Below are 15,636 nucleotides of genomic sequence, written 5' to 3'. Positions count from 1 at the left end.
CGTTGATCACCATGGCCAACCTCCGCCGCGGCGGCCTCTGCCCACCACTACCCGGACGATCATGAACCCGACCCACGAGAACGGCAGTAGACCCCCTTAACGAAGGGCCGAGGCTAGGCCCTGGGATTCCAGCAGGTAGAACCAGATCCGCCAATAGTCGGAGGTGGACTCGACGGTGACCTTCTGCACGCCCATCTCGATCAGGCGGCAGGCGAGGGCCAGCACGGCGTTGGTCGTGGCATCGGTATCCCACACCCTGCTGATGGGCCGGCCCGGTCGGGCCGGATCCGGCAGGAGGACGCAGACCTTGCCGAACTCCTTGGCCACGTCGATCGCGGCGACGCGTTCGATTAGCTGCTCGTGATCGGCATCGGGAATCACTTCGGGCTCGTTCGTCATCGGGGCCGACCCTTCATCGCCGTTGCGAGGTGGCGGGCTGCCCGGGGGCCTCGGTCGGGAACCGAAATTCTGACCGGCGTGCTCGAAGCAACAGTGCGTGACCCTGCAAGGTCGGGCCGGCGTGTGGACCATGACCGCGTTCGGAAACCGCTTCGCGAGGCGGTCGACCCGCGGCTTGGCCGCGGTGGGACGAGCTGTTGTCGACCACCCAGAACACGCGCTTCGCGGAGGCATACGGTTCTTGGGCCATGACCTGTTCGACCCGGGTCATGAGCGGGATGATGCCGGTCTTGGGCGAGTAGTGGCCGAAGACGCGGGCCTGGCGGACGTCGTATGCGGCAGGTAGGCCAAGGCGCCTCGGCGCTGGTACTCGTGGTTGACCCGCATCGTGCGGGCGGCGCCGGGCGGCAGGGTGGGGTGGCAGCGGCAGCGGGCTTGGATGCTGACCTTCTCGTCGCTGGAGATGACGTACTCGTCCGGGTCGAGCGCAATGCCGTGCCGTGGCCTTGGCGGTGAAGTCCGGGTCACGGATGAAGATCCAGGACTGGTGCTGCCAGGGTTTGAGCGTGTCGGCGGCCAGGATCCGGCCCTCGTGGATGCGGAGATCGCCGCCGTGATGCCCCGGCTCACGGCTTCGGCGGCCAGGTCGGGACAACGCCAGCGCGCAGGCCGGCGCCCAGCAGGACACACCGGCCGGCGGGCAGGATGTGACCCATGCCCGTCATACCCGAGTCCACCAAGATCTTCCTGGCGCAGCGGCTGCGTGAGCACGCAAAGGCCAAGTGGCCGCAACTGGCCGCGATACACGTGCGCTATCACGGCCAGTTCGCCTACATCACCGCTGAACTAAACGACGGTGAACACCTGCCGCTGATGCGGTCCGATACGGCGGGTCCGCGCACCGCTGGGGCACCGCGATCTACGTGGCCGCCACCAACAGCTACGACATAGCACCGTCGACGGTGGCGGGAATCGTTCCGTGCTCTCCAACAACAATCTCCTCGAGCAACTTTGTCGCGCTCTGGACCCCGTCAATCACCGGACGATCCAGTTCGGCGGTGAGCACTGGTGCCAGCTGTCCCATCGCAGCGCATCCCAGGCAAACACTCTCCGCGCCATCCGCAAAGCTACGGCGTACGGCGAGCTCGATCGCTTCACGACTACGGTCGATATCCCTCGCCATCTCCATAACACTGATGCCGACCGGCCGCACCCCGGTAAGGCGTTCACCGAACCCATAGTCGGTGGCTAAACCACTCATTATAGGTATCGCTGATTCAAGCGCCGCCACCACGCCAAACTTCATTCCCAGCGCGCAGGCGGACAGCATTGCGGCCTGCGCGATGCCGACCACCGGCGCCCGCACCAGCGCGCGGATCCTGTCAAGTCCCGGGTCCCCGAAACAGGCGATCGCCACTCCGTCGTAGCAGTCTGGGCGCCACGTCGACAGTGAACTCAGCATCTCCTCGATCGCCACCTCTTCGTCCCGCCGGGTCTCGAGGGCTGCGGGACCGCGAGAGGGGTTCACGGCGACAATTTCGGTGCCGGGCGCCGCGACCGACCGGGCCTGTGCCTCGATCGCCTCCGTTATCGAGGCGGTCGTGTTCGGATTGATGAAGAGCAGTCTCATACCCATCGGAGTGAGTCAACCTCTCCTGGCCCAAACGGACCCGGTGTCCGCCGGATGTACTGCCCACGCCCAGGCGTACTGACCAAATCCCCGTCACGGAACACCACCTCGCCCCGGCTGAACACGGTGACCGGCGCTCCACGACACTCCCATCCTTCGTACGGTGTGTAGTCGACCGCCATGTGATGCCCGCGCGCAGTGATCGTCATGTGGGACTCTGGGTCGAACACGACGATGTCCGCGTCATAACCCGGGGCGAGCCTTCCCTTACGGTCGAGCCCGAACATACGCGCCGGCGCGGTCGACGTGATCCCCACGAGTTCAGGCATCGTCAGTCGTCCGGCACGCACGCCGTACTCATGGAGAAGGGTGAGTCGGTGCTCAATTCCCGGTAGACCATTGGGAATCTTGGAAAAGTCGTCCTTACCCAACTCCTTTTGTCCACAGAAGTTGAACGGGCAGTGGTCCGTCGTACAAATCTGCAAGGACTGCTGACGTAGGGCCGACCAGAGCACCGCCTGGTCGGAGAGTGTTCGCAGTGGCGGCGAGCACACGTACTTCGCCCCGTCGAAGCCAGGGCGAGCGAGCTCGTCCTCAGTGAGCGTGAGGTAGTGCACACACGTCTCGCCGTACACCGGGCTTCCTGCCGCCCTGGCCATCTGGATTTCACTGACTGCGGCCGCGCTTGACACATGCACAAAGAAGACCGGGCGCTTGGCCCACCGGGCGAGGTGGATCGCGCGGGCGGTCGCCTCCTGTTCCGTACTGTCAGGACGCGTCTTGGCATGGAATTGCGGGGCGATCTCGCCCCTTCCGAGGGCTTCGGCGATGTTCACCTCGATGGCGTCGCCGTTCTCGGCATGGACCTGCACCAGGCCACCCGTCTCCCGGGTCCGACGGAGCACCCTCAACAGCTGTTCATCGTCGGCCATGAAGGATCCTTTGAATGCCATGAATACCTTGAACGAGGTGACCCCTTGATCGACCACTGCCTGCATCTCCGAGATCGCCTCGGGGCTCGCCTCGGTCACCGCCAGATGAAACCCGTAGTCGATGTGCGACTGCCCGGCCGCTCGTTCCCGCCATGCCTCAAGCCCGGCTAGCAGGGAGCCTTCGGTCTGGAGGGCAAAGTCGACAACGGTTGTGGTGCCGCCGGCGGCCGCCGCGGCTGTGCCGGTGTTGAAATCGTCAGCCGTGACCGTGCCCATCGTGGGCATGGCTAGGTGGGTGTGACTGTCCACCAGGCCGGGAAGGAGCAGGCAGCCGGCCACGTCCAGGACCTGATCTGCCGTCACATCCAGGGACTCCCCTAGCTGGGTGATGCGGCTGCCTTCGATGAGGACATCGGCACGGAACTGGTCGGCGGCTGAGACTACGGTGCCGCCGCGCAGAAGAGTACGCATAACTGCTCCCTACTCGTGGCTCACGCTGGGCGCTGCTGCCGGCCGTTCGGTGACCTGATTCAGGTTGGCATTCTCCTCGCCGGTGTCGCCGATCGGGCGGAATGCCTCGGCGATGGAGCTGCGGCGGGCCAGCGGCAGCATGAGCAGGTACAGCGCGAAACCGACGGCAATGCCGAGGACCGAGGCATAGTCGTAGGTCCAGCTGATCGCGTCGACAAACTGCCCGGCCACACAGAGCCCCGTGCTCACGACAAGCACCCCAAGGCTCCAGTAGTTGTAGCCACGGTGGGCCCAGTAAACGGTGTGGGTCCGGTACAGCTCGGGCACCGCAAGCCGGCCACGACGCACGAGGTAGTAGTCCGCGATCAGGATTCCGGTCGCTGGACCAATGACCGCTCCCACATTGTTGAGCACCAGAAAGAGCGTGTCGGGGTCCTGCATCAGTTTCCAGGGCATGTAAAGAAACCCGAGCAGAATGCTTGCCGAAGCCGCCTTGCGGAAGGTGAGCCACCTGGGGAAGAGGTTGGTGAAATCATAGGCCGGCGAGACGATATTGGCAGCCAGGTTGACCGACATGGTGGCGACGGCAATCGAAATGGCGCCGACGATCGAAATCACAGGATTACCGATGGCGACCAGCACGTCCGCCGGGTTCCACAACACCTTTCCGGTGGCGGCCTGTGATCCGGAGACGATGATGGCTGCCATGCCGTAGAACACCAGCGTGGCGAGCGGGAGACCGTAGAAGAGGCCGGTAACCTGCGCCTTGTTGGAACGAGCGAAGCGGGTCAGATCAGGCAGGTTGAGCACCATCGTCGCCCAACTGGCGGAGATGAACAGCGCAACGCCGGGCAGGAATCCCTTGAGGAGGAATTCTGTCGTCGAGGAGTAGCTGCTGGCGTGATCAAAGACCGGCCCCAGCCCGTCCATCCTGCCGAATGCCCAGATCACCAGGGGAATCATCACCACGAAGATCAGCGGCCCCGCCCAACTCTCGAACCGCCGGATCGTCTCCATGCCGTGACGAATCAGCGCGAAGTTGATGGCCCAGTAGATAATCATCGATATCCACAGGTTGATCGGAATTCCACCGTAAACGGTGTCCCAGGACCGCCAGGCCGAAAAACTGGTGCCGAGCAGCACATTAATTGCCGTGGCACCGAGGTAAGACTGCACACCGAACCAGCCCACGGCGACGACGCCACGCAGGAAGGCGGGCACGTTCGCACCGAAGGACCCGAACGCGGACCTGGCCCAGACAGCGAACGGAATGCCATGGCGGGAGCCGACTCGCCCGGTGAGCGCCATCAGGCCCATCTGGATCATGTTGGCGACGAAGACGACGGCGAGCGCCTGCCAGGCGGACATGCCGGTGGCGATCATCCCGCCAATGACAGCAAACCCGAAGGCGCTGTGGATCATGCCCATCCATAGTGCGGCGAAGTTCCATGCTCCCCAACGGCGGGCCGCTACCGAGGTGGGTAAGAGGTCGGGGTTGGCCAGTCGGGGGTCGGCTCCCGAGATCTCCTCGGGTAAGCCAATCACTTTGTCGGCATTCTTGGTGCTCACCACGTTGACTCCTCTACTTGGTGTGGCGACCAGGCGAGCGGGAACAGACGGAACCATGCCCGACGCGGTTAGTGCCGGGTAGAAACTTCCCGGGTCGTGATCAGGGGGTAGAACCGTGCCGGAGCAGCGCGGAGACGATGGCGGCGTAGCCACGCGCGCCGGCATGCAGGTCCGCCAAGGCAATTGATTCGTCAACCGTATGCGGCTGATCTTCCTCCCCGGGCCCGTATCCGATAGTCGGAATCCCGAGGTGACCAGCAGTGCCTGAGCCATTAGTGCAGAACCTGTAATGGCTAACCACGGCATCCAGGCCGGCGGAACGAAGCCCTTCCATGGCCGCGGTCACGATCACCGAATCCTGTGCGGTGAGCCACGCCGGGGCGAAGTTAGGCGCCTGGATCTGAGTCCCGGTATAGGCGGCGTATTCGTCGGTGGCGATACTGACGGTGCCGTGGGTTCCCCACCGGGCGGTCACCGCCTCGACCACCGTACGCACAGGCCGGAGAACGTCCTCCTCGGTCTCGCCGACCAGCGTCCGGCGGTCGTAGGTTGCGACGCAACGTTCGGGCACAACGGAAAGACCTGGGTAGGGTTGTGACATCACGTCGGTCAGAACGAGGATGCCTTCTCCCAATGTCGGATGCGTCGGTCCCTCAACCGAACGGAGCGCCGCGATGACATCGGCCATGACCTCGGCCGCGTTCAGGCCGACCTGCGGGAAGGCGGAGTGAGAGGACCGACCCTCCACCTCGATGCACAGCTCGGCGCGGCCACGCTGCCCGGCCGCAATTCGTCCAGCCGAGGCTTCGCAGATCACGACGAAGTCGGGTTGGACCCGTTCGGCTACCCGAACCAACGCCGGCCCCTCGACGAGCTCCTCAGCGACAGTTCCGGAGATCACGATCTTGCCGACCCCGAGTCCTCGCAACGCGGCGACACCGTGGACGCAGGCTGCCAGCGGACCCTTCATGTCGACCGCACCACGTCCGTAAGCGCGGCCAGCAGCGATCTCTCCTTCGGGATTCCTGGTCCACTCGGTGGGGTCGACGACCACAACCGTGTCGAGGTGGGAATCCAGAAGTACGGTCGGGCCATCTCCGAGAACGAGGGCGCCGACAACACTCCCGACATCGTCAACCTCAACCTCAAACCCGAACCCAGCCAACTCCTCGGCCAACACCTGCGCGGCGGCTGACTCCTCGGTTGAGTAGCTACGGGTGGCGAGCAGACGTAGCAAGAAGTCGGTGATGGCCTGGTTGTCGATCTGGAAGTACTCGGACATGCGCTTCTCCATCAACTTGCAGTGCCATGGGTAGTCAGAAGCACCGCCGTCCCTGGCTGCCCACCAGCACGGTTCGATCAGCTCGGCGCCTACGCCGGGTCAGGCGGTTGGCCGGCTCCGCAGCCGGGTCAGTACTGCAGTGCGGGCTCGGGTTGCGGTGCCTCGATGGGGGGTTCGGCGTCGCCGACCAGTCGGCCACGCTGCTTGTCGATGAGGTGGACGACCAGGAACACCACGACACCCGCGACGGAGCCGGCGATTACGGACATCACCCCGAACGGCTGGCCCGTGAACTCCCAGACGAAGCCCACGACCGTGCCGACGATGACCGACAGGAGACCCGCCAAGCGGCTGGTCTTGCGCCAAGCCAGGGCGAAGATGAAGGCCGCGAACGGACCGGTCGACCGGATCGTGAACGCGAAAACCAACAGCGGGATGATGGCCTGACTCAGCAGGGCGATCGCCGTCGCGATGACGCCGACCACGATGATGACCAGCCGGCTCAGCTGCAGTTCCCGCTTGTCGTCGGGCTTGCCAATGAAAGTGCCGTGGATGTCCTTGACGTAGACGGTCGCGGCCCCGAGCATGTCGCCGCTGGCGCTGGACAGCGTCGCGGAGATCACCGCGCTGAGCAGCAGACCGGCGAGGAGCGGCGGCAGAAGACCGACGGACACCTGGACCAGAGCGTTGTTGCTGACGATGTCCGGGTACTCCGCCTTGGCGATCAGGCCGATGATCGCGGGGATGAAGGCGTACACGGACATGAACACGCCGCACAGCAGGGAGCCCAGCACGGCCGCCTTGACGGATTTCGCCGAGAAGTACCGCTGGACGGCCTCCTGGCCGGTCGAGAACGTCATGAAGTACAGGACGACCAGACCGACGATGGTCGGCCAGCCGATCTTCGTGAAGCCCAGCTGTCCTTCCGGCAGTCGCTCAGCGACGCTGGCCCACCCGCCGGCCGCGTTGAGCGCGAACGGCACGGCGATGGCGAAGCCGAAGACGATCAGGAAGAACTGCACGAAGTCGGTGAGGGTGACGCTCCACATCCCGCCGAGCCAGGTGTAGATGATGGTGCCGATGCCGGTGATCACGATGGCGGTACGCATCTCGACGCCGCCCAGGACGCTGGCGATGGTCGCGGTAGCGGTGATCTGGACCGCAGTCAGGGCCGTCAGAGAGACCACGGAAACGACGCTGGTGACCGTCTGCGAACCCTTGCCGTAGCGGCGGGCGAGGATCTCGGGAACCGTCGTGGCCATGGACCGCCGCAGCGCCGGGGCGATTAGGGTCACCAGCAGGATGCCGATACCGGCTGATACAACGTACCAGCCAGCGCTGAGCCCCCAGTCGCCGTGTGCCTTCGCCGCCACGCCGACCGAACTGCCGCCGCCGATCTCGGTGGCGGCGAGCGTGCCAGCGATCATGATCGGCCCGAGCCGGCGGCCCGCCAGGTGGTAGTCCTCCGTGCTGGAGACTCGCCGCTTCGAGTAGACACCGATACCGATCATGGCGGCGAGGTAGATAACCAGGATGATCGCGACAGGACTCACGGCCGCCTCCTCGGCGACGCAGTTGCCGCGCCGGGCGACGGTGGGAGGGCGTGATCGGGCATGGCCGCTCCTAGAGTGTGGGCGACGTGGAGGGGCCCCGGGCAACCGGACCGGACAAGGCCGGACCCGCCTGCGCATCCCCTACGTCTCGATGAGATGCGCCAAAGAATCGCCGGTTGTCATATGACTGTCAAGAGGTCGTCGACATTTGTTGCCAGATGTCTGCGACGGAACGACCGAGTCGGGCAGGCGGCCCGAGGCGGCTACCGATGACCAGGCCGGTCTGGAGCAAACTCCGCCCGGCTGGTCGAAACATGGCATCGAGGAGCGGGCGTTCACCAGGCCGCTCGCGGCCCTGGCGGGCAAAGGGGCTGATCAAGGCCGGCGGCAAGCAGCGTGCCGATTCCACCCGTTTGGTCGGCTCGGCGCGTGATCTCAACCGCCTGGAGTTGGCTGGGGACACGGAGGCACGGAAGGGGTGTGCTACCAGCGGAAGGGCGATCCGGGGGCGCGGCGCGGGCGCGGATGCGGCGCCACGGGCCGAGCCCGCGGTCAACTGTTGCCCCGGCGGCGACGCAGCCTGAAATCGAAGAACGTCGGGAGCATCCAGCACTTGCTGAGGTTGACCGCTCGGCCTGACCGGGTCAGGGTGACCTCCTCCAGACCGAGCACCGGCGTTCCGGCGGATACGTGCAGCAACCCGGCAAGCTGCTCTCCGGCGCCGATGGCGGTGAGGTTCGCATCGGCGTACTCGACCTCGAGTTCGGTGTGGTCCAGCAGCACGTCGAGTACGGAGCCGGCGAATTCGTTCCGGACCTGGTCGAAGTCGAGCACACCTTCGGGAATGTAGTCGACGATGTAGGCCACCCGGGCGCCGCGCAGGATCTTCACCCGGCGCACGACCAGCGCACGTTCCCCCGCGGTCAGCGACAGCTTCGCGGCTTCGTCGGCTGTGAGGGCCACCTCCTCGATCTCGACGTCGACGCTGGACAACTGGCCGCCGTCGACCGCAGCCAGTACCTCCAGCGACGACAGTTGGTCCAGACCGGTGGCCAAGGTGTTGGCCCGGGGCAGAACAGTCGATCCGAGTCCCTGCCGGACGTCGATGTATCCAGCGTCGCGAAGACTCCGCAGGGCCGCGCGCACCGTGATGCGCGAGATGTCGTATCGCTCGCAGAGCTCCGCCTCGGTGGGCAGACGCTCACCCGAGGCGATCACGCCGTTGAGGATCAGGTCATTCAGGATGAAATCCTTGACCATGTTAGTCAGGCTCGGCCGCGACCGCCGGCTCTTCCGGGTCGGCTGCGGCGAACCCGAATCGGCGACAGGGTGCGCGGCGTCCCCGGGGCGGTCGATACTTTTCATCCCGTTTTGTCCTTGGCGGAAATGGCGATCGATGGTACGGGAAACCTAACAGCCGTGGTCATCCTCTCCCGAGCTACCCATGGTCGACCCGATCTCCCACCAACGATACGTCGGTTGACAGTTGTCATACATCCTGATAGGGTCCCACTATACCGCTCACCTTCAGCCACCGCCCGGGATCACGGACCGGAACCCGGCCAGGCCCGGGCACTGGACGAGCGGTCCGGGCAACCGCCGCATCGCGGGTGCAGGTGGGCGGACCACCCGAACCCTGCGAGCCGGCCGGCAGTCGCCTCGGCCCGACTCACCACCGGGCGGGCCTGAGAACCATGCCCTACGGGCGACCTGAAAGGCAGTTACCCATGTGCCATCCCCCAGCCTCGGCCGGCCGCGCCGGGCGGCACGGCCGAGACCGAGGAACCGATCACGCTCACCGGTACGGGTCGGAAACGGTGGCGGACTGATGCGGGCAGACCTGGTCATCCGCGGGGCGGATATCGAAGATGGCGACCAGCCGTCCCGCGCCGCCGACGTCGCCGTCACCGACGGCGTCATCACGGCCGTTGCGCCGTCCCTGCCGGTGGACGCATGCGGCGAGGAAATCGACGGCAGCGGACTGCTGCTGTGTCCCGGCTTCATCGACATGCACGCCCACTCGGCCCTGCGGGTGTTCCACGACCCGCTCCAGCACCCCAAGCTCGCCCAGGGGTTCACCACCGAACTGATCTGCCCGGACGGTCTCGGTCCCGCACCGCTGCGACCGGCCGGCGCTACGGACCGCCGCCGGTATCTCACCGCACTGGAGGGCCCCGGCCCGGACAACTGGGACTGGGAAAGCCTTGGCGACTTCCTGGACGCCGTCGCCGACCAGCGGCCGGCCACCAACATCGTCACCTGCGTCCCCCACTCCGCCGTGCGTGACGTGGTGATGGGCGGCGGCAACCGGCAGGCCGACTCCCGCGAGATCGCCGCCATGTGCGCCGAGGTCAGGACGGCCCTCGCCGCCGGGGCGCGGGCGCTGTCGTTCGGCCTCATCTACGCCCCCGGCCTGTACGCGGACACCGCCGAACTGATCGCCCTGGCCGAGGTCGCGGCCGAGTACGGCGCCCCCCTGGTGCCGCACGTGCGGAACGAGGCGGCCGCGGTTCTCGACTCCATCAACGAGTTCATCCGGGTCTCCGAACTCACCGGGGCCCCGCTGCACGTCTCGCACCTGAAGCTCGTCGGCTCCCCGGATCTGCTTGAGGACCTCGTCGGGCTCATGGTTGACGCGACCAGGCGCATCGACCTCAGCTTCGACCACTACCCGTACGGTGCGGGTAGCACCCTGCTGTCCGCTCTGTTGCCGCCCTGGGCGGCCGACGGCGGCCCGGCCGCCATCCTGCGCCGCGTACACGACCAGGGCGAGCGGCTGCGGATGGTGCGGGACATGGAGAACGGGCTCACCGGATGGGAGAACCTGTACGGGGCCTGCGGCCCGGAGGGAATCACCGTCACCGACGCCGCGGCACCGCGGCAGGACACCGTCGGACGTACCCTGGCCGAGATCGCGCTGGCGGAGAACCTCGATCCCGCCGTGGCCGTCCTCGACCTGCTCCGCGACACCCAGCTCGCGGTCGGGATGATCGACCACTACGCGAGCGAGACCACGGTACGCACCCTGTTCGCCGCCCCGCGGGGCATGGTCGGCTCGGATGGGATCTTCAACCCGCACCCGCACCCGCGCCTGTACGGCACCGCGCCGCGGGTCCTCGGCCGATACGTCCGCGACGGCGTCGTCGACCGTCGCGAGGCGGTCGCCCGCCTCACCTCCCGGGCGGCCGACCGGCTGGGACTCGACGACCGCGGCCGCATCGCGGAGGGTAAGCGGGCCGACCTCGTCCTGCTCGACCCGGCCACCTTCGTCGACAGCGCCACGTACGAGGACCCGCACCGCACCCCGGACGGGGTACGGCGGGTCATCGTCGGTGGCGGCACCGTGATACGCGACGGTGAGCACACCGGGCTCCGCGCCGGCGTGGTCACCCGCACCGCCCGCTCCTCCGCCATCCCCGGATACTGAAAGGAACGACCCGTCGATGGGCGTCAAGCGTCTGATTACCAACCCCTTGCGTGACCTCGCGCGCGTGCGGCCGGTCAACACCGCCTCGTTGGCGTTCCACCGGGCCTGGCCCGGATACCAGCCGACGCCGCTGCGCGCCGCACCGCACGCCGCCGCCCGGCTCGGCGTCGCATCGGTGCTGGTGAAGGACGAGTCCTCCCGGTTGGGGCTGCCGTCGTTCAAGATTCTCGGCGCGTCGTGGGCCACCTACCGAGCGCTGTGCCGGCATTTGGGTGTGGCGGAGAGCAGCACGCCGGTCCTGGCGGACCTGCGGGAAAGCCTGGACTCGCACCCGCTGCAGTTGGTCGCCGCCACCGACGGCAACCACGGCCGGGCCGTCGCCCGGATGGCGAAGCTCCTCGGCCTGCGCGCGCACATCCTCGTGCCGCACGACATGGTGCCCGCCCGGATCGCGACGCTGCGCGAGGAGGGGGCGGAGGTCACTGTGGTGGCCGGCGGGTACGACGACGCGGTGGCGGCCAGCGCCGCACTGGCCGACGACACCCACCTGGTCATCTCGGACACCTCTTGGCCGGGCTACATGGACGTGCCGGCCTGGGTGATCGACGGCTACGGCACGCTGACCCAGGAGATCATCGAGCAGATCTCCGAGCAGAATCTGCCTGCACCGTCCGTCGTCGCCGCCCAGATCGGTGTCGGCGCCTTCGCCGCCGCGATGGTCCGCGCCTTCTCCACCGAAGGCATCAGGGTTGTGGGCGTGGAGCCCACCCGGGCCGACTGCGTCCTCGCCGCCGCCGAGGCCGGTGACCTGGTGACCATTCCCGATCCACAGGATTCCATCATGGCCGGACTCAACTGCGGGACCGGGTCGCCGGTCGCCTGGCCGGACGTGAGCGCCGGGATGTCCTGTTTCGCCGCGGTTGAGGACGCCGACGCCGAAGAGGCGATGCGCCTGCTCGCCGAGGACGGCATCGTCTCGGGCGAGAGCGGGGCCGCAGGGCTGGCTGGCCTGCTCGCCTTTTCCGACGAGTTGAAGCTCACCGCCGACGACCACGTTCTGGTGGTGTCCACCGAGGGCGCGACGGACCCGGTCGGCTACGAGCGGATCGTCGGCACCTGCCCGGCCCCGCAAGCCATCTGACGAAGGAGACCGCGATGTCCGGCACCAACAGCCAGGATCGGCTGGCGATCAACCAGGATCGCCTGTGGGCATCCCTCATGGCCTTGGCCGAGGTGGGCAGCTACATCGATGGACGCAGCGGCTTGCGCGGCGTCAACCGGCTCGCGCTGACCGACGCAGAGGCCGAGGGCCGCCGACTGGTCATCCGGTGGATGCGCGAGGCCGGCCTGCGGGTACGCGTTGACGAGTTCGGAAACGTGTACGGCCGGCGGGAGGGGCTACTCGCCGACGCCCCGCCGGTGCTCGTCGGCTCGCACATCGACAGCGTGGCCACGGCCGGGGCGTTTGACGGATGCCTCGGCGTGCTCGGCGGGATCGAGATGGCCCGCATCCTCGACGAGCACAAGGTGCTGACCGACCATCCCATCGAGGTCGCCTTCTTCACTGAAGAGGAAGGCGTCCGCTTCGGCACCGACATGCTCGGCAGTGCCGTCGCGGCGGGGCGAATCCCGCTGGACGAGGCTCTTCTCCGTGCCGACGTCACCGGCATAACGATCGGCGCAGAACTGGAACGGCTTGGTTTCCGCGGCACCGCGCCGGCCCGGCTCGCGGCGCCGCACGCGTACGTCGAGTGCCACATCGAGCAGGGGCCGGTGCTGAGCGCGGCCGGCAGGGAGTTGGGCGTCGTCACCGGGGTCCAGGCGATCAGCTGGCAGGAGCTGACCCTGTTCGGCAGGTCCGCGCACGCGGGAACGACCCCGATGGAGCTACGCCACGACGCCGGTCTCGCCGCGGCGATGATCACCCTCAAGCTGCACGAGATGGTGGACTCGGGCAAGTACGGCGATCTGCGGGTCACCGTCGGACGCAACGACACCTATCCCAACCTCATCAACATCGTGCCGGCCCGGGTCGTCTGCACCATCGACCTGCGCAACCCCAGCGAGACCTACATGCAGGCGGCCGAGGAAGAGCTGCGCCGGTATCTCGAGGTCGTCACCGCGAAGACCGGCGTGCAGATCACACCGAGGCAGACGGCGAAGACACCCCCGGTGGAATTCCACGACGACGTGGAAAACGTCATCTCCGAAGAGATCGACACTGTCGGACTGAGCCAGATGCGGCTGCTATCCGGCGCTGGCCACGACGCAGGCGAGATCGCGGCGCTCTGCCCGACCGCGATGGTGTTCGTCCCCGGCGAGTACGACGGGATCAGCCACAACCCGCGTGAGTACTCCACGCCGGAGGCCTGCGCTAACGGCATCAACATCCTGACCGCCGTCGTACGGCGGCTCGCCGCGAAGGACAGCCTGTAACGGCTACGGACTGTAGTCAAGGTGCGCTGCGCCCGCTGGCAGCCGATTAGCATCAGGCGGCCGGGCCGAGGCCGGCGTGAAGGGCAGTAAGATTGTCGCGCGTCAGCGGGTTCTCCGCACTGACCGCTTGCGTGGCGGGGGACAGGATATCTGCGATCTACCGCCGGGACAGCATCGAGGCCCGCTATGACCTGGCCGGCGAGGTCAGCAAAAGGCCGTCGCCTCCGCCCCATATCAAGGCAGGTGGAGGGGGCATCTCGTCGCATGATGCTGCTGTCCGTCATGACCGCCTCGTGGGCCCGACCGGTCGACCTGGGCCTCTGGCCCAGCGTCCATGTCGTCATGCTCGGACCGACAACACGCGCGGGGCGGCAACGCTGGCTCCTCGCCGACGTCCCACGATTATGGGTGTACGAGCGGGCTGGTCGCGAGCGGTCCTCTTGCTACCGGCCGTGCTGCTGGCGGCGGTGCGGGATCCGATCCCGGAGGCGCGCCGGCGTCATCGACGACCGGGGGTGCGGGAGTTCGCGCTCGATGTCGGCTGCCCCGTACTGGAGGCCGGGTCGCAGTGCCCACGGATTCCTCTCCGGGCTCGGACCGTGGTCTTGCGGACCGGGGCCCGACCAGCAGGTCGCGGTTGCGGAGGCAGGCGAGGACGGGCGTTTCACGATCGGCCTGGAGCCGGAGGGCTACGAGTTGCGTGGTGAGAACATGACCGGCCGGCCGGTCCCGCAGGCCACGCCTGTCAACCTCGTGGTCCAGCCGGGGCAGTACACCTAGATCGATATCGAATTCGATTCTGGCGTTAGTGTCCTGTTGTTGGAAGCTTTATTGATTCGGGTGCAGTAGTTGGCGAGGTTGTCGAGGATCTGGTCGACGGTTTTGGCCCAGACAAAGGGTTTTGGGTTGTCGTTCCACGCCGCGATCCAGTTGTTGCCGTCGTCTTCGACGGCTTTGACGCTGCAGTGCGTGGAGCGGCGGAGCTTGCGGTTGGTCAGATCGGCGAACCAGCGTTCGTCGGGTAGCCCCGGCGCATTGCTGCGCCGGGGCCCCCTCAGAACCGGCCGTGCCCGGTTTCCGGGCAACCGGCTCAAGCAAACCCTGATGGCTTGCGGGCGGGTGGCTGCGCTGTCCTGTTGCCGCTGTTGGTGATCCGGCGGTGGCAGGAGGCGTGTATGAGTCGGGTTGCGGTGCGTTCATCCGGCGTGCCAGCGCACCAGGCGGTGACCGCGTGTTTGCGGATCGCCGTGCGGGTGGCGGTGAGCCACTGCTCCCACTCGTGTGGGGACTGTGGTTCATGCTCGGCGTGGAGCAGCAGCCCTCGGCAGATCGGGCACCGGCCTTGCTGGGCTCGTAGGAGCCGCAGCGTGATCGTGCTGATCGGGGGAGGGTTGCGGCGTCGCCGCTGGTGCCAGTAGTCGGTCAGGCACGGGTCATCCGGAGATGCCGTTCCTGCGACCATCCGGTGCCGGACGATCGGTGTCCAGGCGAACTTGCGCAGGTAGGAGCCAGTATCTCGGCTTCCGAACACCCACTTGTCGCGCCTGGCCGGGTTGAACTCGCCGAAGTACCGGGTGGTCACCCAGCGCCTCGCCTTGTTCGGGTGTGTGAACCTGGCCCACTTGTAGGTCAGCTTCCACTGTCAAGCCCCGGGTTTGATGGAGAGTTGGTTAGTTGGTTTTCAGGGGTGCGGTGACCGGGTGGGTCATCGCGTGGAGTGCCTCGTGTTCGGTGGGTGGGACGTGGCCGAGTTCGCCGTGCAGCCTGCGGTTGTTGTACCAGTCGATGTACTCGACGGTGGCCATCTCCAGGTCGTCGAGCCCGCGCCGTGGGCCCTTGTTCCGGACGAGTTCGGCCTTGTAGCGGGAGTTGAACGCCTCGGCCATCGCGTTGTCGTACGAGTCGCCCTTGGAGCCGACAGAGGCGACGGCGCCGGC

The 15,636-nt window shown here is 66.8% G+C and carries 12 protein-coding genes and 1 pseudogene; 3 read left to right on the top strand and 10 right to left on the bottom strand.

Features of this window, described 5'->3' with window-relative positions; translation table 11 throughout:
• Window positions 1-96 precede the first annotated feature (96 nt).
• The 7 genes from ACGFIZ_RS33090 to ACGFIZ_RS33060 form a co-directional block, all read right to left on the bottom strand.
• Window positions 97-399 (bottom strand): hypothetical protein, encoded by a 303-nt coding sequence (locus ACGFIZ_RS33090; protein WP_393426972.1) that lies wholly within the window; start codon window positions 397-399, stop codon window positions 97-99.
• Between the two features lie 940 nt (window positions 400-1,339).
• On the bottom strand, window positions 1,340-2,035 hold the full coding sequence (locus ACGFIZ_RS33085) for an aspartate/glutamate racemase family protein (protein WP_393426970.1): 696 nt from the start codon (window positions 2,033-2,035) through the stop codon (window positions 1,340-1,342).
• Window positions 2,026-3,432, bottom strand: a complete 1,407-nt coding sequence (gene hydA, locus ACGFIZ_RS33080; RefSeq protein ID WP_393426968.1) for a dihydropyrimidinase — start codon at window positions 3,430-3,432, stop codon at window positions 2,026-2,028. The genes ACGFIZ_RS33085 and hydA overlap by 10 nt, the downstream gene beginning before the upstream one ends.
• Before the next feature lie 9 nt (window positions 3,433-3,441).
• Window positions 3,442-5,004 carry an NCS1 family nucleobase:cation symporter-1 gene (locus tag ACGFIZ_RS33075; protein WP_393426965.1) on the bottom strand — a complete coding sequence of 521 codons (1,563 nt, stop codon included), beginning with the start codon at window positions 5,002-5,004 and terminating at the stop codon, window positions 3,442-3,444.
• A gap of 97 nt (window positions 5,005-5,101) precedes the next feature.
• Complete coding sequence (locus ACGFIZ_RS33070) at window positions 5,102-6,283, bottom strand: YgeY family selenium metabolism-linked hydrolase (protein ID WP_393426962.1); 1,182 nt, start codon at window positions 6,281-6,283, stop codon at window positions 5,102-5,104.
• A 128-nt stretch (window positions 6,284-6,411) separates the two neighbouring features.
• A complete protein-coding gene (locus ACGFIZ_RS33065; RefSeq protein WP_393426959.1) occupies window positions 6,412-7,836 on the bottom strand; it encodes a sodium:solute symporter in 1,425 nt (474 codons plus the stop codon).
• Between the two features lie 552 nt (window positions 7,837-8,388).
• On the bottom strand, window positions 8,389-9,096 hold the full coding sequence (locus tag ACGFIZ_RS33060) for a GntR family transcriptional regulator (protein ID WP_393426956.1): 708 nt from the start codon (window positions 9,094-9,096) through the stop codon (window positions 8,389-8,391).
• Window positions 9,097-9,664: 568 nt separating this feature from the next.
• Between ACGFIZ_RS33060 and ACGFIZ_RS33055 the strand changes: the two genes are divergently transcribed.
• Genes ACGFIZ_RS33055 through ACGFIZ_RS33045 form a run of 3 tightly spaced genes read left to right on the top strand, consistent with a single transcriptional unit; the run spans window position 9,665 to window position 13,699 of the window.
• Window positions 9,665-11,263 carry an amidohydrolase family protein gene (locus ACGFIZ_RS33055; protein WP_393426953.1) on the top strand — a complete coding sequence of 533 codons (1,599 nt, stop codon included), beginning with the start codon at window positions 9,665-9,667 and terminating at the stop codon, window positions 11,261-11,263.
• Window positions 11,264-11,279: 16 nt separating this feature from the next.
• Window positions 11,280-12,404 carry a diaminopropionate ammonia-lyase gene (locus ACGFIZ_RS33050; protein ID WP_393426950.1) on the top strand — a complete coding sequence of 375 codons (1,125 nt, stop codon included), beginning with the start codon at window positions 11,280-11,282 and terminating at the stop codon, window positions 12,402-12,404.
• A gap of 14 nt (window positions 12,405-12,418) precedes the next feature.
• Window positions 12,419-13,699, top strand: coding sequence for a Zn-dependent hydrolase (locus tag ACGFIZ_RS33045; protein ID WP_393426946.1), 1,281 nt, complete (start codon window positions 12,419-12,421; stop codon window positions 13,697-13,699).
• A gap of 776 nt (window positions 13,700-14,475) precedes the next feature.
• On the opposite strand, the gene ACGFIZ_RS33040 is transcribed toward ACGFIZ_RS33045, so the two are convergent.
• The 3 genes and pseudogenes from ACGFIZ_RS33040 to ACGFIZ_RS33030 form a co-directional block, all read right to left on the bottom strand.
• The gene (locus tag ACGFIZ_RS33040; RefSeq protein ID WP_393426943.1) at window positions 14,476-14,793 is read right to left on the bottom strand and encodes a hypothetical protein; all 318 of its coding nucleotides are present in this window, start codon (window positions 14,791-14,793) and stop codon (window positions 14,476-14,478) included.
• Window positions 14,790-15,281, bottom strand: a complete 492-nt coding sequence (locus ACGFIZ_RS33035; protein WP_393426940.1) for a hypothetical protein — start codon at window positions 15,279-15,281, stop codon at window positions 14,790-14,792. Before ACGFIZ_RS33035 ends, ACGFIZ_RS33040 begins: the two co-directional genes overlap by 4 nt.
• An 88-nt stretch (window positions 15,282-15,369) precedes the next feature.
• Window positions 15,370-15,558 (bottom strand): annotated as a pseudogene (locus ACGFIZ_RS33030) (IS3 family transposase); the annotation flags it as partial.
• Window positions 15,559-15,636 lie beyond the last annotated feature (78 nt).

This window comes from Micromonospora sp. NPDC048830 (assembly GCF_043198215.1).
Lineage (GTDB): Bacteria > Actinomycetota > Actinomycetes > Mycobacteriales > Micromonosporaceae > Micromonospora.
Note: the sequence above shows the minus strand (reverse complement) of the source record. Positions and strands in the feature narration are given on the sequence as shown.